27 protein-coding genes are annotated in these 24,990 nt (G+C 61.6%); 13 read left to right on the top strand and 14 right to left on the bottom strand.

What is annotated here, in order from left to right:
- Positions 1-19: 19 nt before the first annotated feature.
- The 6 genes from AC5I5B_RS04825 to hmuQ form a co-directional block, all read right to left on the bottom strand.
- Complete coding sequence (locus tag AC5I5B_RS04825) at positions 20-796, bottom strand: YbaY family lipoprotein (protein WP_020809374.1); 777 nt, start codon at positions 794-796, stop codon at positions 20-22.
- Between the two features lie 93 nt (positions 797-889).
- Complete coding sequence (locus tag AC5I5B_RS04820; RefSeq protein ID WP_080866411.1) at positions 890-1,132, bottom strand: helix-turn-helix domain-containing protein; 243 nt, start codon at positions 1,130-1,132, stop codon at positions 890-892.
- A gap of 9 nt (positions 1,133-1,141) precedes the next feature.
- Positions 1,142-1,681, bottom strand: a complete 540-nt coding sequence (locus AC5I5B_RS04815) for a DUF2975 domain-containing protein (RefSeq protein ID WP_060723673.1) — start codon at positions 1,679-1,681, stop codon at positions 1,142-1,144.
- A 152-nt stretch (positions 1,682-1,833) separates the two neighbouring features.
- On the bottom strand, positions 1,834-2,223 hold the full coding sequence (locus tag AC5I5B_RS04810; RefSeq protein WP_233282764.1) for a hypothetical protein: 390 nt from the start codon (positions 2,221-2,223) through the stop codon (positions 1,834-1,836).
- A gap of 185 nt (positions 2,224-2,408) precedes the next feature.
- A complete protein-coding gene (gene hutX, locus AC5I5B_RS04805) occupies positions 2,409-2,933 on the bottom strand; it encodes a heme utilization cystosolic carrier protein HutX (RefSeq protein ID WP_020809370.1) in 525 nt (174 codons plus the stop codon).
- Positions 2,934-2,942: 9 nt separating this feature from the next.
- The gene (gene hmuQ, locus AC5I5B_RS04800; RefSeq protein WP_004429958.1) at positions 2,943-3,290 is read right to left on the bottom strand and encodes a heme-degrading protein HmuQ; all 348 of its coding nucleotides are present in this window, start codon (positions 3,288-3,290) and stop codon (positions 2,943-2,945) included.
- Between the two features lie 186 nt (positions 3,291-3,476).
- Between hmuQ and AC5I5B_RS04795 the strand changes: the two genes are divergently transcribed.
- From AC5I5B_RS04795 to AC5I5B_RS04785, 3 genes are read left to right on the top strand one after another with little or no spacing between them, the layout of a single operon-like run.
- Entirely contained in the window at positions 3,477-4,370 is an 894-nt protein-coding gene (locus AC5I5B_RS04795) for a heme/hemin ABC transporter substrate-binding protein (protein WP_111834086.1), read from the top strand.
- A complete protein-coding gene (locus AC5I5B_RS04790; protein ID WP_060723669.1) occupies positions 4,367-5,455 on the top strand; it encodes a FecCD family ABC transporter permease in 1,089 nt (362 codons plus the stop codon). Before AC5I5B_RS04795 ends, AC5I5B_RS04790 begins: the two co-directional genes overlap by 4 nt.
- The gene (locus tag AC5I5B_RS04785; RefSeq protein ID WP_111834087.1) at positions 5,452-6,234 is read left to right on the top strand and encodes a heme ABC transporter ATP-binding protein; all 783 of its coding nucleotides are present in this window, start codon (positions 5,452-5,454) and stop codon (positions 6,232-6,234) included. Before AC5I5B_RS04790 ends, AC5I5B_RS04785 begins: the two co-directional genes overlap by 4 nt.
- An 8-nt stretch (positions 6,235-6,242) precedes the next feature.
- Here AC5I5B_RS04785 and AC5I5B_RS04780 read toward each other — a convergent pair whose 3' ends face one another.
- Positions 6,243-6,599, bottom strand: a complete 357-nt coding sequence (locus AC5I5B_RS04780) for a YbaN family protein (protein ID WP_020809365.1) — start codon at positions 6,597-6,599, stop codon at positions 6,243-6,245.
- Between the two features lie 253 nt (positions 6,600-6,852).
- On the opposite strand from AC5I5B_RS04780, the gene AC5I5B_RS04775 reads away from it, so the two are divergent.
- The 5 genes from AC5I5B_RS04775 to AC5I5B_RS04755 all read left to right on the top strand — a co-directional run bounded on the left by AC5I5B_RS04775 (position 6,853) and on the right by AC5I5B_RS04755 (position 11,107).
- Entirely contained in the window at positions 6,853-7,248 is a 396-nt protein-coding gene (locus AC5I5B_RS04775) for a VOC family protein (RefSeq protein ID WP_004429967.1), read from the top strand.
- Between the two features lie 18 nt (positions 7,249-7,266).
- On the top strand, positions 7,267-7,980 hold the full coding sequence (gene ung, locus AC5I5B_RS04770) for a uracil-DNA glycosylase (protein ID WP_031233587.1): 714 nt from the start codon (positions 7,267-7,269) through the stop codon (positions 7,978-7,980).
- 71 nt (positions 7,981-8,051) lie between these two features.
- Positions 8,052-9,128: a siderophore-interacting protein gene (locus AC5I5B_RS04765; protein WP_111834088.1), complete on the top strand. Its 1,077-nt coding sequence runs from the start codon at positions 8,052-8,054 to the stop codon at positions 9,126-9,128.
- A gap of 163 nt (positions 9,129-9,291) precedes the next feature.
- Entirely contained in the window at positions 9,292-10,236 is a 945-nt protein-coding gene (locus AC5I5B_RS04760; RefSeq protein WP_004429973.1) for a VOC family protein, read from the top strand.
- 256 nt (positions 10,237-10,492) lie between these two features.
- Complete coding sequence (locus AC5I5B_RS04755) at positions 10,493-11,107, top strand: alpha/beta hydrolase (protein ID WP_111834089.1); 615 nt, start codon at positions 10,493-10,495, stop codon at positions 11,105-11,107.
- A 168-nt stretch (positions 11,108-11,275) separates the two neighbouring features.
- On the opposite strand, the gene AC5I5B_RS04750 is transcribed toward AC5I5B_RS04755, so the two are convergent.
- Positions 11,276-11,860, bottom strand: a complete 585-nt coding sequence (locus AC5I5B_RS04750; protein ID WP_004429977.1) for a transglycosylase SLT domain-containing protein — start codon at positions 11,858-11,860, stop codon at positions 11,276-11,278.
- 661 nt (positions 11,861-12,521) lie between these two features.
- Here AC5I5B_RS04750 and AC5I5B_RS04745 point away from each other — a divergent pair.
- Entirely contained in the window at positions 12,522-13,055 is a 534-nt protein-coding gene (locus AC5I5B_RS04745) for a transglutaminase-like cysteine peptidase (protein ID WP_111834090.1), read from the top strand.
- 92 nt (positions 13,056-13,147) lie between these two features.
- Here AC5I5B_RS04745 and AC5I5B_RS04740 read toward each other — a convergent pair whose 3' ends face one another.
- Complete coding sequence (locus tag AC5I5B_RS04740; protein WP_162686294.1) at positions 13,148-14,035, bottom strand: DMT family transporter; 888 nt, start codon at positions 14,033-14,035, stop codon at positions 13,148-13,150.
- A 241-nt stretch (positions 14,036-14,276) separates the two neighbouring features.
- On the opposite strand from AC5I5B_RS04740, the gene AC5I5B_RS04735 reads away from it, so the two are divergent.
- Together AC5I5B_RS04735 and AC5I5B_RS04730 are read left to right on the top strand one after the other, a co-directional pair.
- Positions 14,277-15,575, top strand: a complete 1,299-nt coding sequence (locus AC5I5B_RS04735) for an adenylosuccinate synthase (protein ID WP_060723663.1) — start codon at positions 14,277-14,279, stop codon at positions 15,573-15,575.
- 70 nt (positions 15,576-15,645) lie between these two features.
- Positions 15,646-17,934, top strand: coding sequence for a hypothetical protein (locus AC5I5B_RS04730; RefSeq protein WP_162695492.1), 2,289 nt, complete (start codon positions 15,646-15,648; stop codon positions 17,932-17,934).
- A gap of 347 nt (positions 17,935-18,281) precedes the next feature.
- Here the strand turns inward: AC5I5B_RS04730 and rpoH are convergent, their stop codons facing one another.
- The 3 genes from rpoH to AC5I5B_RS04715 all read right to left on the bottom strand — a co-directional run bounded on the left by rpoH (position 18,282) and on the right by AC5I5B_RS04715 (position 21,483).
- Positions 18,282-19,184 (bottom strand): RNA polymerase sigma factor RpoH, encoded by a 903-nt coding sequence (gene rpoH / locus AC5I5B_RS04725; RefSeq protein ID WP_003491840.1) that lies wholly within the window; start codon positions 19,182-19,184, stop codon positions 18,282-18,284.
- A gap of 165 nt (positions 19,185-19,349) precedes the next feature.
- On the bottom strand, positions 19,350-20,174 hold the full coding sequence (locus tag AC5I5B_RS04720) for a class I SAM-dependent methyltransferase (RefSeq protein ID WP_111834092.1): 825 nt from the start codon (positions 20,172-20,174) through the stop codon (positions 19,350-19,352).
- Positions 20,175-20,460: 286 nt separating this feature from the next.
- Positions 20,461-21,483, bottom strand: a complete 1,023-nt coding sequence (locus AC5I5B_RS04715; RefSeq protein ID WP_004429992.1) for an RluA family pseudouridine synthase — start codon at positions 21,481-21,483, stop codon at positions 20,461-20,463.
- A gap of 38 nt (positions 21,484-21,521) precedes the next feature.
- Between AC5I5B_RS04715 and AC5I5B_RS04710 the strand changes: the two genes are divergently transcribed.
- Together AC5I5B_RS04710 and AC5I5B_RS04705 are read left to right on the top strand one after the other, a co-directional pair.
- Positions 21,522-21,914: a membrane protein gene (locus AC5I5B_RS04710; protein ID WP_020011627.1), complete on the top strand. Its 393-nt coding sequence runs from the start codon at positions 21,522-21,524 to the stop codon at positions 21,912-21,914.
- Positions 21,904-22,758, top strand: a complete 855-nt coding sequence (locus AC5I5B_RS04705) for a TrmH family RNA methyltransferase (RefSeq protein WP_111834093.1) — start codon at positions 21,904-21,906, stop codon at positions 22,756-22,758. Before AC5I5B_RS04710 ends, AC5I5B_RS04705 begins: the two co-directional genes overlap by 11 nt.
- Positions 22,759-22,945: 187 nt before the next feature.
- Here the strand turns inward: AC5I5B_RS04705 and AC5I5B_RS04700 are convergent, their stop codons facing one another.
- Together AC5I5B_RS04700 and AC5I5B_RS04695 are read right to left on the bottom strand one after the other, a co-directional pair.
- The gene (locus AC5I5B_RS04700; RefSeq protein ID WP_112958707.1) at positions 22,946-24,175 is read right to left on the bottom strand and encodes a coiled-coil domain-containing protein; all 1,230 of its coding nucleotides are present in this window, start codon (positions 24,173-24,175) and stop codon (positions 22,946-22,948) included.
- A 143-nt stretch (positions 24,176-24,318) separates the two neighbouring features.
- On the bottom strand, positions 24,319-24,915 hold the full coding sequence (locus tag AC5I5B_RS04695; RefSeq protein ID WP_020011624.1) for a DUF1134 domain-containing protein: 597 nt from the start codon (positions 24,913-24,915) through the stop codon (positions 24,319-24,321).
- Positions 24,916-24,990: the final 75 nt, after the last annotated feature.

Genomic DNA, 24,990 nt, shown 5'->3' with positions numbered 1-24,990 from the left:
AGGGGGAGGGCTGCGCCGGTTAGGCGCGGCGCAGACGCATGGCCGGGCGGCCGCGGCCGTCGATCAGTTCCAGCGTGCCGCGACGCGGTTCCAGCCGGAAGGAGCGCGCGCCTTCCAGAGCTTCGATGAACTGCCGCTCCTGGCGCATGATGTCGGGCGCGCAGGCCATCTGGGTGGAGATCATCCGGCCGAAATCGACGCGGTTGCGGCTGATCTTCACCTCGCCGCCGATGCCGTTACAGCCGGCATTGCCGGAAACGCGGCCCTCGCGGGTAATTTCCAGTGTCGCCTGGCGGCGGCCGCGAATCCGTTCGCCGCGGATCTCCTGCACCAGCCAGCGTCCATCGATGCCGGCTTCCGGCTCCGGTCTGCCCGGACCCGCGCCGACACGCTCCAGCACGAGATCGGTATCGTCGCGACCGCCGGTCAGGACGGAGTAACGGCGGGTGGTGGTGAAGAGCAGACGGTCGCGGTCGCGGATTTCGGCGCTCAGCGCATAGGAACGGCGGCCACGAATGTCGCGGTCGTCATAACGCAGTACAAAAGGCACCGGCACCTGGCCACGCGGGCGGATGGTGGTTTCGGCAATCGTCTGCGACGGCGCATCCGCCAGCGAAACATCGATCAGGCGCACGGTGACGGTCGCGCCCGGCGGCAGGGCGATGCGCTCGCGATAGGAGACGCTGCCACGCAGGCTTGCCGGCGCGGCGACCGCACCACTTGCCGCAAAAAGCGGCGCAAGCGCGACAAGCCCGGCGAAACTGCGGCGCGAAAGAAGAGGTCGGTGGTCGGTCATGGTGCTTGCTCCGTGCTGGTTCCGTTCGAATTTCAACGGATGATAGAAAACGGCACTGAACGGGCGATGAACCGACGGGACTGCCCGTCGCTTTCAGGTTTCGTCCGTCACCTCCTCGGTGACGACAGAGGGGCCGTGCCTGTATTCGAGAAGGTCTCCGGGCTGGCAGTCCAGCGCCTCGCAGATCTTTTCGAGGGTTTCGAAGCGCACGCCTTTCGCCCTGCCGGATTTCAGGATTGAAAGATTCTGTTCGGTAATGCCGATACGGGCCGCGAGCTCCTTTGATCGCATCTTCCGTTTTGCAAGCATGACATCCAGATTGACGATGATCGGCACGGTCGTTTCCTAGATGAATTCGCGGTTTTCGTCGGCGATGCGCGTCGCTTCCCCCAGCACCCAGCCAACGACAATCATCAACCCGCCGGCAAAGCCCACAAGCATCTGCGTGCTCTCAAAAGAAAAGGAGATGCTCGGAACGGGATTGCCCACCGTCAGCAGAAAGGAAGCAGAGCCGGTCATGACGATCTGTGCCGGCAGCAATGCGGCAAGCGCGACACCGACCTGGATCAGCCTTTTGCCTGACGTCTGCGTAAAGACCTCGCCCCTTTCGAAAAGCCGGAAAAGAAGGACGGCAAACCAGAGCCCGCTAAGCACGGCCAGAAGCGGCAGAAGCCCGACGACAAAACCGGTGACACGCACGGTGTCGGTGAGCAGGTAAGGTGTGGCAGGCGGCAGGATCTGCCCTTCAATCACCGTCCGCAGGGTTTCCGTATCGGCCCATATGGCGACATAAGCGGCGATGAGGGTGCCTGCAAAAACGAAGGAAAGCCATATCAGGATACGGCTGACACGGGCGATGCGGCGGCTGATGGATGGGTCTGTCATCAGGTGATCCGGTGGTTTTTTGTCCTTTAATTCCTGTAAGACGATAAATTTATAACGTCAATCGAGACCGCAGGCCATCTTGCTGGGCTGATGATGCCGCTCATGCCTGCCGGCGGGCGCGCTTTGCATCCCACCGGCACACGAAAAAGGGGTCAGGGGGCTTCCATGTCGATATTGGCGATCTGGCCGCGCGTGTTGAGAATGAGCGACCAGCGCATCTGGCCCTTTTCGAAGGTGACCTTGAATCTGTGAAGATCACCCGCCTCGGTCGCCTGTCTTCCGAGATATTGCATGGCCGTCACCTTGCCACGGCGTCTGATTTCATCCGAAACCGCGCCCGCATTGGCCCGGACATCGGCGACGATGTCATCTTCGAAGCGCGAGAGGTTGAGGTTGCCGCTGCGTGCTTCCTCGAGAACGGTTCTGAGTGTGCGTTCCGCGGAGGCCGGGTCCTGACCACCCGCTGCCTGCGCGGGGAGTGAGACAAGGCAGGCCTGCAGCACCACGCTCACCACGGCGGCGGTGAATAATTTCTTCATCATCGAGATTCCTTTTTTCAAATGACGGCTGGATCGGCCGACGGCGGCCAATCTCAATCAGGAACATCGATTTTTCAACATTTTTTATTGTAAAACGATAATTATTTATTTTGAGGCAGTGTCCTTCCGTCGGTGGATAATCGATCTCGGAAGAGGCTGCTACTTTGCCGTGGCAGCCCTGCGCCTGCTCAGCCGCGGAAACCGTTCCGCAGCGCTTCGAACTTCGCGAGTTGCCCGGCCAGCAGTTCCTTGTTCTCGTCGCGGCGGACGAAAATCTTGAACATGGCGCCGCCGGCGGCGTTCATGAACCAGACGGAACAGGAGCGACGACCGTGGAAGCCGCGATCGACGAAGGTGATGCCGGCGCAATTGTCCTTCTTGATGTGACCACCGATGGGGCTGTCGCCGTGGATGTTGAACCAGCCATGGCTTTCGCTGCCTTCCGGCAGGTGGCCGGGCACTTCCAGCACGATGTCGCCGGTCTGCACGATCATCAGGACTTCGCCCCATCCGCGCATCTCGTTCCAGATGGCGTCGAACTGGTCGGCGGCGGCGGAAACGGCCGCACCTTCGGGCAGGATCGCCAGGATTTCGGCAGGCGTCACCTCGGCCTTGGCGGCAATGGCCTCCACGATGCCATCGGGCTTTTCGGCAAGGGCTGATGCGGCGCGGGCCTGCCTGTCGTCATCGGTCTTCTGGGCTGCAATGCTCATCGGACGGCCTCAGGCGGCAATCGAACGGCGCTCGCCATTCTTGTCTTCATGGATGATGACGTCGAAGCCTTCGAAATGCGGGCCGGAAAGATATTCCACCTTGCCGCGGTTTTCGCCGGCCTTGGCGTGGGCGGCGCGGAACTGTTCGGATTTCGTCCAGGCAAGGAAGTCGTCCTTGGTGGCCCAGACGGTGTGCGAGGCGTAAAGCGTATGGTCGTCCGCCTTCGGGCCTTTCAGCATGTGAAATTCGATATAGCCCGGCAATTCGCTCAGGTGCGATTTGCGCTCGCGCCAGATGGATTCGAAGGTGTCTTCATAACCCGGCACGACACGAAAGCGGTTCATTGCGATAAACATGAAAGTCTCCCTTTAAGTTTCCTGTTTCAGTCAGGATATCCGGCCCGGATGGGGTTGGGAAGGGGTTCACGACAAAGCGAACAAATTTACTCCACTTATCGATTGCGCGGTGTATAAACATGTGTAAAGAACTCAAGATTAGTGGCGCGGGCAAACCGGCGCCGGGTCGTGTTTCAGGATAACGCCATGTTGAATTCCCGCCTTCGTTCCTTCGTTCTCGCCGCCCTCGTGCCCGCCGCAATCACCTTTGCCGCGCCGGCTGCCATGGCTTCGGACAAGGGTAATCCGGAGGCGAAACGCATCGTCGCAGTGGGCGGCACGGTGACGGAAATCCTTTATGCGCTGGGTGCAGGAGATCGTATCGTGGCGCGCGATAGCACCAGCAGCTATCCGGCCGATGCGCTCGCCAAGCCTGACATCGGTTACATGCGAGCGCTGTCGTCGGAAGGCATCCTGTCGCAGAAGCCGGATCTCATTCTTTCGGAAGACGGCTCCGGCCCGGCCGATGTCATCGCCATCCTGAAGGCAAGTGCGGTGCCTTTCGTCACCGTCGATACGCCGCCGAGCGGCGACGCCATTCCCAAGAAGATCGAGGATGTCGGCGCGGCCGTGGGTCTCTCGGACAAGGCGAAGGCGCTGGCTGCCGAGACCAGGGCTGGGCTCGATGCACTCGCCAAGGATGTCTCCGCCATCCCGGAAAAGGGCAGGAAGCGTGTTCTCTTCGTGCTCTCCACCGCCGGCGGCCGCATCATGGCGGCGGGCAAGGATACCGAAGCGGCGGCGATCATCGAAATGGCGGGCGGCATCAATGCGGCTCAGGAGATCACGGGTTACAAGCCGCTGACGGATGAGGCGGTCATTGCTGCGGCACCCGACGTGGTGCTGACCATGGCGCGCGGCGACCACGCCGCCAAGGCGGATGAGACTTTCGCGCTTCCCGCTTTCCAGTCCACGCCTGCTGCCGCAAGCAAGACGCTCATCAGCATGGATGGGCTTTATCTCATCGGTTTCGGCCCGCGCACGCCTGCCGCCGGTCGCGAGTTGGCAAACAAGCTCTACCCTGACGTGGTGAAGCCGTGAGCCTTGCGATCTTGAGTTCCACCGAGGGCGGCGTTGCCGGCGACAGATCCCGCCAGGGGGTTGTCGCCCTTGCCGTGCTCGTCGGCATCCTGCTGTTTGCCTGTGGCGTGTCGCTTGTCAGCGGACCCACGGGCGTCGGCATTTCAGAGCTCATTGCCTATCTTACCGGCGGCGCGGATCAGCTCGATGCGCGCGACAGGATCATTCTCGAGGCCGTGCGCCTGCCGCGCACCGCGCTCGGCATGTTGATCGGCGCCGGGCTTGCCGTTTCAGGGGCGATGATGCAGGGCCTGTTCCGCAATCCATTGGCCGATCCCGGCATTGTCGGCGTCACCTCGGGTGCGGCGCTGTTTGCGGTCGCGGCGATTTCCCTTGGGGAAGGCGCGCTTGCCACGGTGGCGGTGTTTTTCGGCCCGCATTTCCTGCCCATCATGGCATTCTTCGGCGGGCTGCTGAACACCTGGGTGCTTTACCTGATCGCCACCAAGGACGGCGCGACCTCCACCACCACGCTCATTCTGGCCGGCATTGCGGTGGCGGCAATCAGCGGCGCGCTGACCGGGTTGATGATTTTCGTGGCGGATGACCGGGCGCTGCGCGACATCACCTTCTGGTCGCTCGGTTCGCTCGGCGGTGCAACGCCCGCCAAGGTGCTCGCGACCCTGCCTTTCATCATCGTCGTTCTCGCCATCATTCCCTTCGTTGCCCGCGGGCTCGATGCGCTGATCCTCGGGGATGCGGCTGCCTTTCACATGGGCATTCCGGTGCAGCGGCTAAAACGGATCGTCATTCTGGCCGTTGCCGCCGCCTGCGGGGCGAGTGTGGCGGCGGCCGGTTCCATCGGCTTCGTCGGCATCGTCGTGCCGCATCTGCTTCGCCTTGCCATTGGCCCGTCGCACCGCTTTTTGCTGCCGGCGTCGGCACTTGGCGGGGCGGCGCTTCTGCTGCTGGCCGACAGTTTCGCCCGCACGGTGGCCGCACCTGCGGAACTGCCGATCGGCGTCGTCACGGCGCTCATCGGCGCGCCGGTCTTCCTGTTCCTGCTCTTGGGACGCGGCGGCTTTTCCATGCGGAACATGTCATGATCCGGGCCGAAAACCTCACCCTCATCCGCTCCGGCCGCCGGCTGCTCGACACGGTCAGCGTCGATCTGAAGCCCGGCAAGGTCAATGTCATCATCGGCCCCAACGGTGCCGGCAAATCCACGCTGATGAAGGTTCTCTCGGGCGAGATGCGCGCCGAGAGCGGCTCGGTGGCCTATAATGACATCGACCTGCCGGCCTTCACACCGGTCCAGCTTGCGCGTCTCAGGGCCGTGCTGCCGCAGAGCACCCAGCTTGCGTTTCCTTTCACGGCGCTCGAAATCGTGCGCATGGGGGCTGTCGCACAGGGGTCGCGCGCGCCGGAAGAGCAGGCCCGCCGGGCGCTTGCCAAGGCCGGGCTGCGCGGTTTCGAGCAGCGGTCCTACAACATGCTCTCAGGCGGCGAGCAGCAGCGGGTGCAGTTTGCCCGGGCGCTGGCGCAGGTGCCTTTTCCGGTGGAAAATGGTGAGGCGCGGGCGCTCTTCCTCGACGAGCCGACGGCCAGCCTCGATATCGGCCACCAGATCGCCGTGCTGGAAACGGCGCGCGACTTTGCAAGCGGCGGTGGGTTGGTGCTCGCCATCCTCCACGATCTCAATCTTGCGGCGGAATTTGCCGATCAACTTATCGTCATGCATGGCGGCCGGGTGACGGCGAGCGGTCCTTCGCTGGAAACGATCAACGACGAGACCATCGCCAGGGTTTATGGCATTGGCGGCGTCGTCGGCCGGTTGCCCGCGCGGCGTATTCCCTACGTGCTGCCGCAGTCGCGGCATCGTTAGGAGCGCTCTTAGCTTTCCGGGCGCGTGGCGATGAAGAGCGCAGAGCCCAGCATGACGGCGGCGACGATGGCTGCCCGTAGCGGCGGCGGCTCGCTCAGGAACCAGAAAGCGGCGTAGCTGACGGACATGGCCGAAAGCGCCGCGATCTTGGCGTTGCGGGCGATTGCGCCGCGTTCGCGCCATCGCTGCAGGGAAGGGCCGAATCTGGGGTGGGCCAGCAGCCACGCCTCGAGTTTTGGTGAAGAGCGCGAAAAACACCAGAGCGCCAGAAGCAGGAACGGCGTGGTGGGCAAAACGGGAAGAAACGCGCCGACAATGCCGGTCGCGACCATTAGCCAGCCAAGACAGAGGTATAAAAGGCGCATGCCTAGCCGGTATCATGAGTTCAGCACTCAGGATAGAGCGGCGGGCCCAAAACCATGCGGTCCCGTTGCCGCAGGTTCCGGCCGCACCTGAAAAACCAAGGGTTTTTTGCCATCACATTTGCCGTGATCGGGCCGCTACGTCCTGTCGCAGAGTGCCTTTAGGGTTGAAAGCGCGACGCTCAGTCTTTATCCCCTTGGGCCGCGATGCCCGGAGCATAACCGGGCCGTCAACAGGAAGAAGAAGGAAAACACCATGGCCAAGCTGATCCACTCGATGGTCCGGGTGCTGGACGAAAAGCGTTCGGTGGAATTTTACAAACAGGCTTTCGGCCTTGAAATTGCGGAACGCGCCGAGTTCGAGAATTTCACGCTGATCTATCTCAGCAATGCCGAGGGCGATTTCGAGCTGGAACTGACCGTCAACCGTGGCCGCGAAGTGCCCTATGCGCTGGGCGACGGTTATGGCCACCTTGCCGTCAGCGTTGCCGATGTGGACGCCGAACACCAGCGCTTCATCGAGGTCGGCCTTTCTCCCGGCAAGATCATCGAGGCCGATTATAAGGGCCAGCCTTTCGCAAAATACTTTTTCATCTGCGATCCCGATGGTTACAAGATCGAAGTGCTGCAGCGCGGCAACCGGTTCAAATAAGCTCTGATGGAGGCAGGCATGGCAGAGGCAGGCGTCAAACTCGAAGACAGCTGGAAGCGCGTTCTTTCCGGCGAATTCGCCAGCCCCTACATGCTCAAGCTGAAAGAGTTCCTGCTTGCCGAAAAGACCGCCGGCAAGCGCATCTTCCCGAAGGGCGCGGAATATTTCCGCGCTCTCGATCTCACGCCTCTCGATGAGGTGAAGGTCGTCATTTTAGGCCAGGATCCCTATCACGGGCTTGGCCAGGCGCATGGGCTGTGCTTTTCCGTCCAGCCAGGCGTGCGCATTCCGCCTTCGCTCGTCAATATCTACAAGGAATTGCAGGCCGATCTCGGCATTCGCCCGGTGGGTCACGGCTTTCTGGAAAGCTGGGCGAAACAGGGCGTGCTTCTGCTCAATAGCGTGCTGACAGTGGAAGAGTCCCGCGCCGCCTCGCATCAGGGGCAGGGCTGGGAAAAATTCACCGACGCCGTCATCCGCGCTGTCAACGACGAATGCGACCATGTCGTCTTCCTGCTCTGGGGCTCCTATGCCCAGAAGAAGGCGGCCTTCGTGGACCAGCGCAAGCACCTCGTGCTGCGCTCGCCGCATCCGTCCCCGCTTTCGGCCCATAACGGCTTTTTCGGCAATGGCCATTTTTCCAAGGCAAACGCCTTTCTCGTCTCCCATGGCCGCCAGCCGATCGACTGGCAATTGCCTGAAACGGCGGGCAGTGACAAAAACCTTCTCTAGATACTCATAAAATGTCTTTACGCTTTGCGGTTGTCGGGATTAAAGATAACCGGACTACAAAGTGAAGGATTATGCCCGTGTCTCTCCTGTCTGCCGAAACCTCTGTCTCGCTGTCCGATCCGCTGTCGATCGTCGATGCTTTTGAGGATCATTTTTCCGAGCATATGGAGATGGAACGCGACGGTGCGACAGTGCGGTTCAAGACCGAATATGGCCATGGCAGCTTCAGCGCCGAAGGCGGCCATTTCGCTGCAAGGGTCAGCTGCATTTCCGAACATATATTGATGTCGGTAAAGGCCATGGTGGCCGAGCATATCGTCGAATTCTCCGGCGAGACGGGGCTGGATTTCCGCTGGAGCGGCCATGGCGCGCAGCAGCGTGAACTGCCCAATCTTTTCGTCGGCAAGGTCGCCCGCGCCTATAATCTGACACCGCATATGCGCCGGCTGGTGGTATCGGTCGAAAGCGGCATCGAAAGGCTGCTGACCGGCGGCATGCATGTGCGCCTGCTTCTGGTGCCGGATCAGGCCCGCGCACCGGTCTGGCCTTATCTTGCGCCCACCGGGGCGATCGTCTGGCCGGCGGGCGATGATCTTCTCACACGGCGCGTCTACACCATCCGTTCTGGCGATATCGCGCGTGGTGAAGTCGATATCGACTTCGTCATGCATGAGGGCGACCACATGCCGGGCGCGACCTTCGGTGCGACGGCGAAGCCCGGCGATGTTCTCGGCATCATCGGCCCGAGCGGTGTTTGCCCGGAAGCCGGGCGTTATGTCTTCGCCGGTGACGAGACGGCGCTGCCGGTGATGCTGCGCATGGCAGCCGAAATGCCGGCTGGGAAAAAGCTCAACGTCTATGCTGAAGTCGATGACGAAGCCGAGCGGCAGGAGATCGTCTGCGCGGCGAATGTCGAGTGGACATGGCTTTATCGCCGCGGCAAGCCCGCCGGCACCGCCGGCCTCATTGAAAAGGCGTTGCGCGACCATGCCTGGAGCGCGGATCATGAAGGCCTGCACGTCTTTGTCGCCTGCGAAAAATCCGAGGCGAGGGCGGCAAAATCCTTCCTCACCGACGAGATTTCTTTCCCGAAAGCGTCGCTGCGCGCCGTCGGCTACTGGACCCTGGGCGTCGCTGACGATCATTGAACTGCCCCATCGGGCTCGTTGAACAGTCGGTTTTATCGTTCACCATTCGGGAACAATCCGTTCCCGTTGTCCACTCTATGCCTGAGAGCGCTGTTACCCCATCTTTACGCCATGAACAGGGCAGGCCCAACCATGAGGCTCGCCAGGCAAAAAGGGGTTTATCATGCTCAACCAGATCAAGGGCCTGCACCACGTCACGTCGATGGCGGCGAGCGCGCGTCAGAACAACAGTTTTTTCACCGATACGCTCGGCCTGCGCCGGGTGAAGAAGACGGTCAATTTCGACGCGCCTGACGTCTATCACCTGTATTATGGTGATGAAGTCGGCACGCCCGGCTCCGTCATGACCTATTTCCCGTTCCCGCATATCGCTCGTGGCCGTCCCGGCACCGGCGAAGTGGGCACGACGCTGTTTTCCGTTCCCGAGGGATCGCTCGGCTACTGGCAGGACCGTCTTTCCAAGGCCGGCGTGGATGGCCTGAAGGCCGATGAAGCCTTTGGCAACAAGCGCCTGCATTTCGCAGGTCCCGATGGAGACGGTTTTGCGCTGGTTGAAGTCAGGGACGACAATCGTGCGCAGTGGATCGGCAACGGCGTCGGCGCGGATCAGGCGATCCACGGCTTTCAGGGTGCCTCGTTGCGACTTCGCGATGAAGGTGCGACGGCCGAGCTCTTGAAATTCATGGGCTATCAGGAAGTGGATCGCCAGGACGGCGTTCTGCGCCTCGGTATGCCCGGCGGTAACGGTGCTGACTTTATCGACATCGAAACCATGCCGAATATCTCTGGCGCGCGGTTGGGTGCAGGGTCCGTGCACCACATCGCCTTTGCGGTCGAAAACCGCGAAAAGCAGCTGGAGGTGCGCAAAGCGCTGATGGATACCGGCTATCAGGTGACGCCTGTCATCGACCGCGATTATTTCTGGGCGATCTATTTCCGCACCCCGGGCGGCGTGCTGTTCGAGGTGGCCACCAACGAGCCCGGTTTCGACCGCGACGAGGACACCGCCCATCTCGGCGAGGCGCTGAAGCTGCCGACCCAGCATGCGCATCTGCGCTCCGTGCTGGAAGAGCATCTGGAGCCGCTGGGCGACGAGAAGGCGGTTTAACCGCTCGATAGCGTTTGGCAGGACATTGCCACGTATTTCTTCTCCCCGTTTGGGGAGAAGGTGGCCCGAAGGGTCGGATGAGGGGGCAACGTCAGCTATAGATCGCACCCGTGCCCCCTTCATCCCGCTGCCGCGACCTTCTCCCCGGCGGGGAGAAGAAACAAGCCGCATCCGTTTGCTCCATCTGATCGCCCCGCCTGGCCGAAGAGGCCGCGCGGAAGCCGTTGAATCTCCTCCTTTCAGAAAGGATTCTCCCATGACCAAGGACAGCTATTTCCACAAATCCCGCGCCGGCGTTGCGGGTGCTCCGCTTTTCGTCTTGCTGCACGGCACCGGCGGTGATGAAAACCAGTTCTTCGATTTCGGCTCGCGTCTGTTGCCTGAGGCCACCATTCTCTCGCCGGTCGGCGATGTTTCCGAACACGGCGCGGCGCGGTTTTTCCGGCGTACGGGCGAGGGCGTCTACGACATGGCCGACCTTCAGCGCGCAACCGAAAAGCTCGCCGATTTCGTCAAGGCGAACCGGGAGCATTATCAGGCCGGTCCGGTCATCGGCCTCGGTTTTTCCAATGGCGCGAATATTCTTGCTAATGTGCTGATCGAACAGCCCGAGCTTTTCGATGCTGCGGTGCTGATGCATCCGCTCATCCCGTTCGAGCCGAAGACCTCCCCCGCCAAAGCCACGCGCCGGGTGCTGATCACCGCCGGTGAGCGCGATCCGATCTGCCCCGTACCGCTGACCAAGGCGCTGGAACAGAACCTCAAGGCGCAGGGCGGCACGGTGGAAACCGTGTGGCACCCGGGTGGGCATGAAATCCGCTCCGGCGAGATCGATGCGGTCAGGGGTTTTCTGGCGGCTTATGGGGCGTAAAGTGCGCCGCTACTATCGGCTTTCTCCCTCAGGTGGGGAACTCAGGCGCATGTCAGTTCCTGACAAAGCGTCACACAAACTCGACGTCATCCTCGGGCTTGATCCGAGGACGACGGAGGAGAGGTTTGGGCACTAGCAACCGCAGACTAGGCTATTCCCGCCCCAGCCTCAGCGATATCCACATTGCTGCAGCTGCGCCTCGTAACGCATCGCCATGTTGGCGGAGCGGCGGGCGGCCTTCTGGACCGCGGAATTGTTGCGCCAGCTGCCCTTCGCATAACCGCCATGGCCGGAATAATAAGCGAGGTAGAGATTGTAGGGGTCGTTCAGCGAAATGCCGTTTTCGCGCCGGCTCTTGGCGTGATACCAGCCGACGAAGTGGATGGCGTCGGTGAAATCGGTGCGGCTCGCCGACCAGCGGCCTGTTTCACGCTGGTAAACACTCCATGTGCCATCAAGCGCCTGCGCATAACCATAGGCCGTCGACTGGCGTTTCCACGGAATGAAGCCCAGAAGCTTGGTGCGGGGCGGCCGTGCATAGGGGCGGAAGGCGGATTCGGTGTAGATCGTCGCCATCATGACAGGCACGGGCACGCCGAACTCGCGCTCGGCCGCTTTTGCATCGCGCCGCCAATTGTTGAAGATGCCGTTCCGCTGCTCGAAAATCGCACAGGCATTGGTCACCTGCGACGGTGCGGTGGCGCAGCCGGCGAGAACGAGCATCAGGAAAACAACGGCAGATACGCCACGCATAACGGAACCCTTTCGTTCCGCTATTCTTAAATTGCTAACCATTAACGTCGGGTTTTAAGACAAGGTTAATTCAAATGCCGCCGATCAAGGGCCTGTTAACCCGCTGAAAATTCCTGTGTCCGGGATGGGGCGAAACCGCCTCCCGAGCGCCTTTTTCAAGATGCGTTTATCCCCGCGCATCCCCGGTCCCGCCGGCCCGGCTATACTCGGCCCATCCCGGTCATCAGGCGTGCGCGCGGCGCAGGATGGGCGGGGCAGGCGGCCGAAACCGGGGAGTTTCCCGATGTCACGGTTGAGGCGGCCGGCATATGCCCATCCTCCAAACAGGAACCGGTTTGGCGGGCGGGTCATATGTGAAGCCGGGGCCGCATCGTCTGCAAACCCTGCACTACCCTTTGATACCCCCGCAGCGATGCGGCCCCTTTATCGCTTCCCGACGTTGCCCCGGAATTCGCGGCAACGATACCGGCGCATATTCGAAAAAAGCGTTCTCTGTACAAAAATGAAAACCGATAAAATTGTAGCAATCGGCTTAAAGCGGCTGAAAACAGTCGTGTGCCATTGTGGGATCACAGACGGGGAGCGGCCTTTGAAAGAGACGCTTCCACGAAACAGAAATCGAGACCGGCACAAGCCGGCGGATCGCAAAACGGGGTATGAAATGCTGAAGAAGATTATTGCTGCCGCCATCTGCGGAATTGCCGTTGCTTCCATGTCCACCCATGCCGATGCGGCCGGTGCTGCCGGTTTTGCCCGTGGTTTTGCCGCCGTCGAGAAGTCCGCCGTGACACAGATCGGCATTTCCGCGCAGGGCGGTTTTGATGGCTGCGTTCTTTCCGCCGGCCAATGCGTTTCCACCATCGCCGCGCCGCTGACGGGCGAGCGTCGCGAGGAACTGCTGCGCGTCAACCGCGATGTGAACGCCACAATGGGTGCGCTCGATGATTATTTTTCCGGTTTTGCAGCCGATGTTCCGGCAACGCCGTCGTTAAGCCTTGGCGATTGCGGTGATTGCGCCGCGATCAAGCGTGCTGCGCTCGCCGGCGCCGGCTGGTCTTCGAGCGCCCTGCGCCTTGCCTTTTCGCTGAACAATGACGGATCGCTCGAAAAAGTGCTGATCGTTACCACCGACAAGGGCGATATCGTCCTCGGCAACGCCGTCCTTTCTCCGGCTGAGCGCGAAACCGCGCTCTGACCTTTGGTTTGAGCATCGGAAACAGTTTTCGATCCGATGCTCCATTCTTTCATGCCTGCCAGACTACGCCGGTTTTCCTGACCCGTATGGGTTCAGGAAGCCGGCGATTTTTTTCGTTCCGCCACGGCAATGCCGGCCAGCGCCATGATGAGCGCCATGATCTGATAGGTGTGCAGGGTTTCACTGAGCACGAAGACGGACAGCAGCGTGCCGAAGACGGGCACGAGGTTGATGAAGAGGCCGGCGCGGTTGGCGCCGATCTGTTCCACACCCTTGATGTAGAGGATCTGCGCGATGAGGGACGCAAAAATGGCGGCATAGACCACCAGCACCCATCCCTTTTGATCCGGCCAGATGACGCTGTCGCGCGACATTTCCCAGAAAACCAGCGGGACGGAGGTGAGAAGGGCAAAAAAGGCGGGGATGGCCATCAGCGTGCGCCAGTCAACCGTGGGTTTCCAGCGCAGAATGACGGTGTAGATGGCATAGACCAGAACCGCGAGCAGCATGACGGCGTCGCCGACATTCATTTCCAGCTGCAGCAGCGAGACCGGATCGCCATGCGACGCGAGCAGCGCCACGCCTGAAATGGTGAGGCAGAAACCGGCGATCTGGCCGAACAGCACGCGGGTGCGGAACAGGATGAAGTTCAGCACGAAGATAACCATGGGAATACCGGCCTGGATGACGGCGGCGTTGATGGCCGAGGTGTGCTGCAGGGCCGTGTAGAGAAACACGTTGAAGGCTGTGTAACCGACGCTGCCGAGCACGAGGAAATAGGGCAGGCGCTTTTTCACCACCGGCCAGTCCTTGATGAGCTGCGGCACGGAAATGGCGAAGATGATGGCGACGGCAAAGACCCAGCGCAGGAAGGTGAAGGCCATGGGGCTGATGTGGCCGACGGCGAGCTTGCCGGCAACGGTGTTGCCGCCCCAGCAGAGCGTGGCGATGATGAGGGCGATATAGGCTTTGGAGGGCACGCTGATGTTTCGCTTCTTCACGGGGCGGGAAAACGGCTAAGGGGTGAATGGCGGTCTTGCGCCCGCGCTTGGCCCCCACGGGGCGAGATAATGCGGGAAATCCGCGCCTTGTCACGGAAAAAGCAAAATTCTCCATAAGAAACAGGGTCGCTTTCCGTAAAACAACACAGTATACATTCGCGGGTTTGGGTTTCCCATCGGGTTATCGGGCGCGCAAGCGCCATGAGCAGGAAAGCAAGAAATGACGAATGTTGTGGTGGTCGGCTCGCAATGGGGCGACGAAGGCAAAGGCAAGATTGTCGACTGGCTGTCCGAGCGGGCAGATGTCGTCGTGCGGTATCAGGGCGGTCATAATGCCGGCCATACACTTGTCATCGACGGTGTCAGCTACAAGCTTTCGCTTCTGCCGTCCGGCGTCGTGCGTCCCGGCAAGCTTGCCGTCATCGGCAATGGCGTCGTGGTCGATCCGCATGCGCTGATCGCCGAAATCGGCCGTCTGGAAGCGCAGGGCGTGAAGGTGACACCGGAAAACCTGCGTATCGCTGACAATGCCACGCTCATTCTTTCGCTGCACCGCGAACTGGACGGCATGCGCGAAGACGCCGCCTCCAACAGCGGCACCAAGATCGGCACCACCCGCCGCGGCATCGGCCCGGCCTATGAAGACAAGGTTGGCCGTCGCGCCATCCGCGTCATGGATCTCGCCGACATGGAGGCGCTTTCCGCCAAGGTCGATCGTATCCTGACGCATCACAATGCGCTTCGTCGTGGTTTCGGCGCCGCTGAAGTGTCGCATGAAACCATCATGGAAGAGTTGAGCTCGATTGCCGATCGCATCCTGCCGTTCAGCGAAACCGTGTGGCTGCTGCTCGACAAGAAGCGCCGCGCCGGTGCGCGCATCCTGTTTGAAGGTGCGCAGGGCTCGCTGCTCGATATCGACCATGGCACATACCCTTATGTGACCTCTTCCAACACGGTTGCCGGCCAGGCCGCTGCCGGTTCGGGCATGGGGCCGGGTTCGCTGGGTTACATTCTCGGCATCACCAAGGCTTACACCACCCGTGTTGGCGAAGGCCCGTTCCCGACCGAACTGAATGACGAGATCGGCCAGTTCCTGGGCGAAAAGGGTCATGAATTCGGCACCGTCACCGGCCGCAAGCGCCGCTGCGGCTGGTTCGACGCCGCACTGGTGCGCCAGTCGGTCGCCACCAATGGTATTACCGGCATCGCACTCACCAAGCTTGACGTGCTTGACGGTCTCGATGAGCTGAAAATCTGCGTCGGCTACAAGCTGGACGGGCAGGAAATCGATCATCTTCCGGCCAGCCAGGGCGCGCAGGCGCGCGTCGAGCCGATCTACGTCACGCTGGAAGGCTGGAAGGAATCTACCGTCGGTGCCCGAAAATGGGCGGATTTGCCTGCTCAGGCAATCAAATATGTCCGTCAGGTCGAGGAATTGATCGGGGCGCCTGTCGCGCTTCTGTCGACAAGTCCGGAGCGTGACGACACCATACTTGTGACTGATCCGTTTGAGGATTAATGTCCTCGGCGATCTAGATTCATAAACCATATCGGGCCGGTACGTCGCCGGTCACGACGAGAAAGTGCTTATGGCGGATTTTGTAGCAGTCATTCGCAAGGCCGTGGATGGCTTGGCGAACAATACTCCCGAAAACCGGGCGAAGGTTTACGACAAGGCGCGCAGTGCGGTTGTGCGCCAACTCGAGAATATGAAGCCACGTCCGCCGGAAGAATTGTTGCGCCGGCAGATCGCCAAGCTGGACGCCGCCATCGCCGAGGTGGACAGCGAATATGCCGAGGCGCTTCCCGCGCTTGAGGATGATGACGCTATCTCCCCGGCAGCCGAAGAGACGGCGGCATCCTACTACCAGCAGGATGCTGCCGACGCAGACGAGGCCCGCGCTGCCGAACCTGTGGAACAGGCTGAGCAGGAAGAGGAACGGCACGAGCCGGTCTATGAAGAGCCCGCGCCTGCACAGCCGGAGCCGGTTTACGAAGAACCGGCTGAAGAGGAAGAGCCCCGGCACGTCGAAGCCGTTGCCGATGAGGAGCAGCGTCACGGCGAACACGAGCCGGAAGAGCTTTATGATGCGCCGGAAACGGTTCATGCCGCTCCGGCCCCGGTACACGTTTCCGACGAGGCCGTTGGCACCTATTTCACGCGGGCGGATGAAGAGCCGGCTCAACAGCCGGAGCCTGAAACGGCGCCCGGCCCCGCCGATGATTCCGTTCCTTCCCATTGGGCACAGCCGGTGGATGAGGATGACTGGCGCAAGCTCGATGAAGCGCGGGATGACGATCTGCGTCCGGCCGCCGAGGAATATGAAGAGGTTCGCAACGAGACCGACGAACGTCCGCTCGTTGCCGGTTACGCTGCGCAGCATTATCAGGAACCGGAAGTAAGCTTCGAGCCGGCCCCTTACGAAGACGATGAGCGTCGCGAGGCGGACGACCATTTGGGCCCTGCCGCCGTGGAGCACGCGCCCGCCTTTGGTGGCCGGCACGATTTTGACGAACATCGCCAGACGGAAGAGCAGGCTCCGAAAAAGGCAGCCGTGGTCGAGGATTTCTCGTCCTATTTCCAGGATGCGGATATTGCCATTCCCGCCAAGGACGCGCCGGCGCTGCCGCGCGCGGATAACGATCCCTTCGGTGATCAGGCCGCGGCAAAGGACAATAAGGAACGCACACCCTGGGACGATCTGGACGAGCTGATCGGTTATGACGGCGCGTCGCCGTCCACCCGTCAGGCTTCGGACGAAACGAATGGCGTGGGCGCTGCCGCCGCGACGCCCGCCTATATGGTCAAGAAGAAGCCGCGTCGCAACTATGCGTCGCTGGTGCTTGCCCTTGTCGGCGTGGCGCTGCTTGCCGGCGGCGGTTATGCCGTGTGGATGAACCGCGATGCGCTGAACGATATGGTCGGCGGGCTGGTCAGTTCCGCACAGAACGGCGGCAACACTCAGACCTCTTCGAACGGCACGGGTGAGGCGCAGACGCCGACACCGCCGGCGACCCAGCAGCCGCCCGCCACCGGGCAGCAGCCGACAACCCCGACCAACCATCAGACCCCGACCCATGGCGATGACGGCTCCGTCACCGGCACCAAGTTTACCCAGCGGCTTCTGGCCGATGGCACCGAGCGTGACGAGGGACCTGCCGCCGGTGCGAACGGCCAGCCGGTGACGGCCGAAGGCCAGTCGGTCTATGAGCAGAATGTCGCGCCGCCGCCCGCGGGCGAGGCTCCGGCCAATAATGCCGGCGTACCCGCCGGAACCCCAGCGGGTACGCCGCCGGCACAGCAGCCTGCCGCTGCCGCCACCGGTGACCGCATGTTCCTTTATGAGGAAGTGCTGGGCCAGACGGTGCCGACCGCCATTCAGGGCAGCGTTTCCTGGTCGCTGCAGCAGGAAAGTGACGGCGAAGGCAAACCTTCGCCCACCGTGCAGGGCCAGATCACGGTTCCTGGCCGTGGCCTCAGCGCGCTCATCACCTTCAAGCGCAATACCGATCCGTCGCTGCCGGCGAGCCATCTGATCGAGATCGTCTTCTCGGTTTCGCCCGGCTTCGAAGGTGGGGCCATCGACAGTGTCCAGCGCATTGCGATGAAGAGCACCGAGCAGGATCGCGGCAACGCGCTGATCGCGGTTCCGGCCAAGATCACCGACGATTTCCACATGATCGCGCTCAACGACTTCCCGGATGCGATGAAGACCAATCTGGAGCTGCTGAAGAGCCGCAACTGGATCGACATTCCGGTGTCGTACCGCAATGGCCGGCGTGCGCTGCTGACCCTGCAAAAGGGCAATGACGGCATCGCCGCCTTCGACAAGGCGCTCAGCGAATGGGCGGCGGCAGCGCCGGCGACCGGACAGTGATGATTTAAGGGCGGCTCAGGCCGCCCTTAACATTTCAACATATCCAAGCACTGGCTTATTGCCCGGCGAGATTCCCTCTTCCGTCATACCGGCCTTGAGCCGGTATCCAGCCAGCCCTAGCCCTTGGGCTGAAAGGACTCTTCTCGCCGCGTAGACGCGCGTCGGCTGGATTCCGGCTCAAGGCCGGTATGACGGTCGATGGGTTGTCATGGTGAGGACTCAACGGTTGGCAACGGGCGTTGCCGGACATTTATCCCCGTTTGGCTTTCACACATAAAAAATCCTCGGCCGAGGGCCGAGGATGATGTCGTTCGTGGATGGCGTGCTCTCCTTAAGAGAGTGCCGCCTTAAGCATCCACCACGCGTAAAGCACGCGCGGCTTCCAGCGCTTCCTTCTGCACCGCTTCCTGCACCTTCTCGAAGGCGCGAACCTCGATCTGGCGCACGCGTTCGCGGCTGATGTCGAACTCGGAGGAGAGTTCTTCCAGCGTCACCGGGTCTTCGGCAAGCCGGCGGGCCTCGAAGATGCGGCGTTCGCGGTCGTTCAGCACGCCCATGGCCTTGGCCAGCATGCGGCGGCGGGTTTCCAGTTCGTCCTGCTCGATCAGCACGGCTTCCTGGCTTTCATGGTCATCCACCAGCCAATCCTGCCATTGGCCGGATTCGCCCTCGGACGCCTTGATCGGCGCATTCAGCGACGCGTCGCCGTGCAGGCGGCGGTTCATCGAGATGACTTCTTCCTCGGAAACCTGCAGCTTGGTGGCGATTTCCTTGACGTGCTCCGGCTTCAGATCGCCGTCGTCGATCGCCTGGATGCGGCCTTTCAGCCGGCGCAGGTTGAAGAACAGGCGTTTCTGATTGGCCGTCGTGCCCATCTTCACCAGCGACCACGAGCGCAGGATATATTCCTGGATCGAAGCCTTGATCCACCACATGGCATAGGTGGCCAGACGGAAACCACGTTCCGGATCGAACTTCTTGACCGCCTGCATCAGACCGACATTGCCTTCGGAGACGACTTCGCCGATCGGCAGGCCGTAACCGCGGTAACCCATGGCGATCTTGGCGACGAGACGCAGATGGCTGGTGACGAGCTTATGGGCGGCGTCGCGGTCGCCATGCTCGGCGTAACGCTTGCCAAGCATGTACTCTTCCTGCGGCTCCAGCATCGGGAATTTGCGGATTTCGTCGAGATATCTATTGAGACCGGCTTCGCCGGCCGTAATCGTAGGCAAACTATTGCGGGCCATAAAGCACCCCCTTATCTATGGTCTGGAACGGCACCCTCATGGATTGGCGATTACTCGCCCAAGGCACACCGCTAGTGGCGGGTCGTTACCGACCCCGCACGAACCCATGTGACAGATATGTACGCGTCCGCCGCGTTTCAAGCGAACGCTGCGTTCACACATGCGTTATGTTGGGGCGACACCCTCTTTGACCTGTTTAACTTTCGAACGGTAGATTCGTTCCGAAAAACCGCCAAGGCCGGAGCGCACCATCAGCTCATACATGACCCGCCGGCGCATGGGATTATGAAGGCGAACCACCTTCGAGCCGAGGAACTGCGTCTCGACATGGCCCAACCCCTGCAGATCGGGATCGGCGGCAATCGCGCCGGCATAGGTCGCGTGAAATTCCCGCCGGCAGACATAGGTCTTGTATTTGGTCATGCCGAAGCAGACGAGGTTATGGCCATGGGTGCGAAGGAAATCGGCGACGCCCACCGTCACCTCCGGCCAGGCGGGGTTGAAGGTGTCGTCGAAGACGATGACGCCGTGCGGCGCGATCACCTCCATCGCCAGTTTTGCATCGGCCAGCACATGGTGCAGGTGGTGGCCGCCATCGATGCTGAAGAAACGGGCCGGGCCGATCTTCGAGGTGATGTCGGCGGGTGCCAGCCGGGTGCTGTCACCCCTGATGATCAGTTCCTTATCCATCGCAAAACCCAGCCGGCGGCCGTTTTCCATCAGGCGCTCATATTGATCGAGGCTGCCATCTTCGGGCGGGTCGAGATCGAACAGGTCGACGCCCAGTACCTTTTCCTGTGCCTGGGCGAATTTGCGCAGCAGGAAATAGGAGCGGCCATAATAAACGCCGATTTCCGCCATGCCGCCATCGAGCCCCCGGCTCGTCTGCGCCTGCAACAGCGCCTTGAAGACAAGCGCATCGGGCGGATCGATATAGCCTTCGACGCTGCGCAACTCCTGAAATATAAACCGGCGGTCTTCGATATTCATTCGCGAGAGATCCCGTCATCATGCCGGTTCCGTTCGAGGGAGGCGAATTGAACGTTCGGCGTTTCCTGCGGCGTCAGTGGTCGCCAAGCTCTTGTGCGGCCACGGTTTTCACGGCGGCGGTTTCAAGCTTTGCGGGGCCGAGGAGGTGTGACGATTGAAGCGAAATTGGGGCGGTCTATAAAAAGGACCGACTGCGGAATATCGCTATCCGCTAATCTTTTTTTATTATCCGGGGCTTCCGGCGAAATACATGGCGCAGTTTTTTTGACCGCGCCATGCAGGTTTTTCAGCCGCGCAATGCGGCGAGCAGCGCTTCCATGTCATCCGGCAGGTCGGTTTCGAACTCCATCACCTCGCCTGTACGGGGATGTTCGAAGGCGAGCAGATAGGCATGCAGCGCCTGGCGCGGAAAGCGGCCAACGGTGCTTTTTGCCGGTTCTTCGAGCAGGTTCGCCTTGGTGCGGAAGGCGGCGCCATATTCGGGATCACCGATCAGCGGATTGCCGATATGGGCCATATGCACGCGGATCTGGTGGGTGCGGCCGGTTTCCAGGCGGCATTCCACCATCGAGGCGAGGCAGGTGGCGTCCGGTCGTTCATGGTAACGCTCCATCACCTCATAATGGGTGATCGCCTCGCGGGCGTCATCCGAATCCTCGTGTTTGACGGCGCGTTTGGTGCGGTCGGCACTGCGGCCGAGTGCTGCGTCGATGGTGCCGCGCAGGGTGCGCGGGCGGCCCCAGACGATGGCCTTGTAGGCCCGCTCCAAAGGTCCGGTGCGGCCGTGATCGGCAAATTGCGCGGCGAGATGCCGGTGGGCATTGTCGTTCTTCGCCACGACCATGACGCCTGACGTTTCCTTGTCCAGCCGGTGCACGATGCCCGGCCGCTTGACGCCGCCAATGCCGGAGAGGCTGTCGCCGCAATGGTGGATGAGGGCGTTGACCAGCGTTCCCGTCCAGTTGCCGGCGCCCGGATGCACGACGAGCCCGGCGGGCTTGATGAGCACGATCAGGTCTTCATCCTCATATTCCACGTCGAGCGGAATGTCCTCGCCCTTGGGTTCCGGGTCTTCCGGTTCCGGCATCACGATCTCGATGCGATCGCCGGGATGCACCTTCTTTTTCGGCTCCGTCACCGGCTGGCCGTTGAGAGAAACCGCGCCCTGCTCGATCAGGGCCTTCAGGCGGCTGCGGGAGAAGTCGCCGCTCACCTCGCCCGCCAGCCAGGAATCGAGGCGGCCTTCGGCGTCTTCCCCGGCAATCAGGACTTTCCTTGCGTCTCCGCCTTGTTTAAAGGGGTCGTTCATTCTTATTTTTCCGATCCATCAGCATTTCAGGGAACCCGATGACGCAGATCGAGCAAGACGAACAGGAAGACAAGCCGCTTGATCCGGCCATGGAAAAAGTTCGCCGCAAGATGATCCGTTTGCAGATCGTGTCGGGCTCCGTGATGTTTATCAGCCTTATGGCCGTCTTCGGTGCGGTTGTCTACAAGGCGATGGGGCCGTCGAAAGCGGTTCAGACCCAGAACGAAGCGCCAAACCTTGCCGTCCCGACCGGTAATGGCCCGCTTGCCGTCACCGCGAGCCTGCCGCAAGGCTTTGTGATCGACAATGTCAGCTATTCCGGCGGCGACATGCTGTTTTACGGCCGGCTGGCCAATGGCACCCGCAAGGCGCTGGTCTTCAACGTCGCGGCCGGCCGGTTCCTTGCCGATGTGACTGTTGATGGCCAGTGAGGGCGCTGACCGGCTGGATGGGCGGGCGCTGATCCCGGTCGAAGATCCCGCCGATCCGCGCATCGCCGCCTTTCGCGATATTCGCGAGCGCGACCTCACCGGCCGGCAGGGCCGTTTCATTGCCGAAGGCACGGTGGTGCTGCGCATGCTGGCCGCCGCCCACAAAGCGGGCGGTGCCTTTGCGGCGGAAAGCATCCTCATCCTGCGCAACCGGCTGTCCGGTGTTGCGGATATTCTTGCCGATTTCCCTGATGATGTGCCTGTTTACGTGGCTGAAGCGCCGGTGCTTGACGGCATTGTCGGTTTTCACCTGCATCGCGGCATTCTGGCGCTCGGCCGCCGGGTTCAGGATCGCGGGCTCACCGAAATGACGGCGGCGCTTCCTCCGTCTTCGCTGGTGCTCGTGGGCTGCGGCATTTCCAATCACGATAATCTCGGGGCGATGTTCCGCAATGCGGCGGCCTTTTATGCCGATGCGGTGTTTCTCGACGAGACCTGCTGCGATCCGCTCTATCGCAAGGCGCTGCGTGTTTCCGTCGGATCAGTTCTTTCGGTTCCCTATCATCGCGGCGGCGGTGCGGTGGAGATGCTGGAGCGGCTTTCTGAGGCCGGGTTTGCGATCTGGAGCCTTTCGCCTGGTGGCGAGACCGAGATCCGCAATATCCCCCGCTCCGAGCGCATGGCGCTTGTCATCGGCACGGAAGGCGAGGGGTTGCCGCAATCGGTGCTCTCGCGGTTTCATACGGCACGGATCGCGCAGTCGCCGCAGCTGGATAGCTTGAATGCGGGGACGGCTTCGGGGCTGGCGCTTTATCAGATGGCGGGGGTGATCGGGCGGGTTTAGGCCATCGGTGGGTGTGGTTTACCCCCCTCTGCCCTGCCGGGCATCTCCCCCTCAAGGGGGGAGATCGACAAGCGGCCAGGTTTCGGCCATCTCGACGTTTGAGAATGAAGTGATGTTAGTGCTTCTTGCCGATCTCCCCCCCGAGGGGGAGATGCCCGGCAGGGCAGAGGGGGGTAAAACCACACCCTCAGTGTTTCCGCTTCTCCATCACCACCTTCGCCCGCTTCGCAAGGCTGTCCCGCCCCGATGAGCCGGAGGCCTTGGCAAGCAGCCCTGGAATGGGCGATGTCTCGCCCTCCTGCGCCGCCGTGAGCGCGATCATCTCAGCGGCGATGCGGGCGATTTCGCGGCGGATCGGTTCGTCATTGCCGGTGCCGCGCACATTCAGCAGGCGCTCGGTGAGCGCGGTGCCCTGATTGCGGATATCCTCGATTTCCTGTTCCAGACCTTCTGACGCCGGCGCCGTTGTCTTCTCAACCGGTGAGATGGCTGCCTCCTCGGCGGCGACCGCCGGTGTCGCCTCTGCTTCGGCGACGGGTGCGACTTCAAGCGCGGCGGCTGGGGCCGGCTGTGGCGGCGGGTTTACCGCCTTCTCAACCGGCACGGCAGGGTTCGGCAGACGAATGATCATGTCGTTGGCGCGGCCGCCGGTTGCGGCAAGCTGTTCCTTGAGACGGGCGGCTTCCTGGTTGCGCAGCGTCAGCATCGTGTCGAGATCGGCGTTTTTCGCCATGAGCGTAGCGACCTGTTCTTCCAGCCGGGTGACCTTGCGGCTTTCGCGCGCAACCGCCGTCATGGCTTCCTTGTTACGGGCCGCCACGTCCTGCAGTTCACGGGTCGCCGTCTCGCCTTCCTTGCGGAAGCGCGTGGCGCTCTGCTTGGCCTGTTCTGCCTCCAGATCGCGGGTGGCAGCGAGGATTTTCGAATCATCCAGTTCGCGCGTCAGATTGGTGAGGCGGGCGGTGAGATCGGACATCTGGCTGGCGCGCTCGTTGGCGGCCTGCTCCTGTTGTGCGAGGTTCGCCTGTATGATGCCGGCGCGTTCTTCGCTGGCATCAAGCGCTGCGCGCAATTCGCCGATTTCCAGCGTCAGCTCCTCGATTTTCAGGGAGAAGCTGCGATTCTGCTCGCCAAGGCGATAGGCATCGCTGGAAGCGGCTTCGTTGGCGAGGCGCAGCGAGGTGTTCTTTTCCCGTTCCGTATCCAGTTCCTGGCGGACCTTGGCGTTTTCGGCGGCGTAGAGCGCACGCGCCATGTCCTTCTGGGCGCGGACTTCCTGCGGGCTGATGGGCATTGTCGCGCGTATGCGGTTTTCCGTATAGGCGACGATGCGGCGATGGATCGCGGGTGCGATCAGCAGGGCCAGCAGGGTTGCGGTGAGAAAACCCAATCCGAAGAGAATGGCATATTCGATCACGCGGGACAGTCTCCGAAACTCAGATACGCGCGCATTCGGAAAGAGGGGCGCGAAAGCACGTTACGCTATTATTGCAACCGTGGGGAGGGGTGTCGCACCGTCAAAACCGGCCCGTTATTTCCTCCCGCCCCGGCTTTAGCGAATCAGAAGGGGTTCCAGGTCGGCTGCTGGGTGAGCTTCAGGTAGCCGACATTGATGCCGAGGCGCGCGCCGATGCCGGTGCGGATGGGCGCGAGGGTCACGTCGCTGCTCTTCAGATAGGTCATGCCGACGCCGGCGACGATGAAGGCGGAGCCGCTCACACCGCCGTAACGGCGGTAAAGCGCATCGACGGAGGGCAGGTTATAGACCAGCATCATGGCGCGGGTGCCCTGGCCGCCGTAATCGAGGCCGAGCGACGGGCCCTGCCAGAAGACGGGGTGCTGGCCGGCGTTCTTGGTGTAAAGCGTGCCTTCGCCATAGGTGAGGCCCGCGACGAAAGCGCCGGAGCCTTCCTGCCCGAGAATGTAACCGTTTGGAAGACCGTATTGCTGGAAGGCGCGCTCCACCACCTTGGCAAGACCGCCGGTGGTTTCACCGAAGAATCCGTGGCCTGCATCCACGACTTCCTGGAACGAATATTGATCGCTGTTCTGGGCCGAGGCCGGTGCGACCCACATCAAGAGGCTCGCAAGGAGCGCGACAATCTTTCCCAGTCCGAGGCGTGCAATGGTGCGGGTTTTCGTAAGGCGCATCGTCATGTCCGTCCGTCTGTTTCGTTAGCGCATAAGCCCGAAAATCCGAATCGGTTTTCGAAAGGGCCGGTCGCGCAGAGT

It is taken from the genome of Agrobacterium sp. (assembly GCF_059499945.1).
This window is presented reverse-complemented; position numbering and strand designations above follow the sequence as displayed.

Coding starts and splice junctions, on each gene's coding strand:
- AC5I5B_RS04705 (WP_111834093.1), top strand. CDS start 21,904: ATGGCCAGTGAGGGCGCTGACCGGCTGGATGGGCGGGCGCTGATCCCG.
- AC5I5B_RS04715 (WP_004429992.1), bottom strand. CDS start 21,483: ATGAACGACCCCTTTAAACAAGGCGGAGACGCAAGGAAAGTCCTGATT.
- ung (WP_031233587.1), top strand. CDS start 7,267: ATGGCAGAGGCAGGCGTCAAACTCGAAGACAGCTGGAAGCGCGTTCTT.
- AC5I5B_RS04735 (WP_060723663.1), top strand. CDS start 14,277: ATGACGAATGTTGTGGTGGTCGGCTCGCAATGGGGCGACGAAGGCAAA.
- rpoH (WP_003491840.1), bottom strand. CDS start 19,184: ATGGCCCGCAATAGTTTGCCTACGATTACGGCCGGCGAAGCCGGTCTC.
- AC5I5B_RS04695 (WP_020011624.1), bottom strand. CDS start 24,915: ATGACGATGCGCCTTACGAAAACCCGCACCATTGCACGCCTCGGACTG.
- hutX (WP_020809370.1), bottom strand. CDS start 2,933: ATGAGCATTGCAGCCCAGAAGACCGATGACGACAGGCAGGCCCGCGCC.
- hmuQ (WP_004429958.1), bottom strand. CDS start 3,290: ATGTTTATCGCAATGAACCGCTTTCGTGTCGTGCCGGGTTATGAAGAC.
- AC5I5B_RS04765 (WP_111834088.1), top strand. CDS start 8,052: ATGCCCGTGTCTCTCCTGTCTGCCGAAACCTCTGTCTCGCTGTCCGAT.
- AC5I5B_RS04775 (WP_004429967.1), top strand. CDS start 6,853: ATGGCCAAGCTGATCCACTCGATGGTCCGGGTGCTGGACGAAAAGCGT.
- AC5I5B_RS04760 (WP_004429973.1), top strand. CDS start 9,292: ATGCTCAACCAGATCAAGGGCCTGCACCACGTCACGTCGATGGCGGCG.
- AC5I5B_RS04745 (WP_111834090.1), top strand. CDS start 12,522: ATGCTGAAGAAGATTATTGCTGCCGCCATCTGCGGAATTGCCGTTGCT.
- AC5I5B_RS04815 (WP_060723673.1), bottom strand. CDS start 1,681: ATGACAGACCCATCCATCAGCCGCCGCATCGCCCGTGTCAGCCGTATC.
- AC5I5B_RS04785 (WP_111834087.1), top strand. CDS start 5,452: ATGATCCGGGCCGAAAACCTCACCCTCATCCGCTCCGGCCGCCGGCTG.
- AC5I5B_RS04730 (WP_162695492.1), top strand. CDS start 15,646: ATGGCGGATTTTGTAGCAGTCATTCGCAAGGCCGTGGATGGCTTGGCG.
- AC5I5B_RS04795 (WP_111834086.1), top strand. CDS start 3,477: ATGTTGAATTCCCGCCTTCGTTCCTTCGTTCTCGCCGCCCTCGTGCCC.
- AC5I5B_RS04825 (WP_020809374.1), bottom strand. CDS start 796: ATGACCGACCACCGACCTCTTCTTTCGCGCCGCAGTTTCGCCGGGCTT.
- AC5I5B_RS04720 (WP_111834092.1), bottom strand. CDS start 20,174: ATGAATATCGAAGACCGCCGGTTTATATTTCAGGAGTTGCGCAGCGTC.
- AC5I5B_RS04755 (WP_111834089.1), top strand. CDS start 10,493: ATGACCAAGGACAGCTATTTCCACAAATCCCGCGCCGGCGTTGCGGGT.
- AC5I5B_RS04810 (WP_233282764.1), bottom strand. CDS start 2,223: ATGATGAAGAAATTATTCACCGCCGCCGTGGTGAGCGTGGTGCTGCAG.
- AC5I5B_RS04780 (WP_020809365.1), bottom strand. CDS start 6,599: ATGCGCCTTTTATACCTCTGTCTTGGCTGGCTAATGGTCGCGACCGGC.
- AC5I5B_RS04710 (WP_020011627.1), top strand. CDS start 21,522: ATGACGCAGATCGAGCAAGACGAACAGGAAGACAAGCCGCTTGATCCG.
- AC5I5B_RS04750 (WP_004429977.1), bottom strand. CDS start 11,860: ATGCGTGGCGTATCTGCCGTTGTTTTCCTGATGCTCGTTCTCGCCGGC.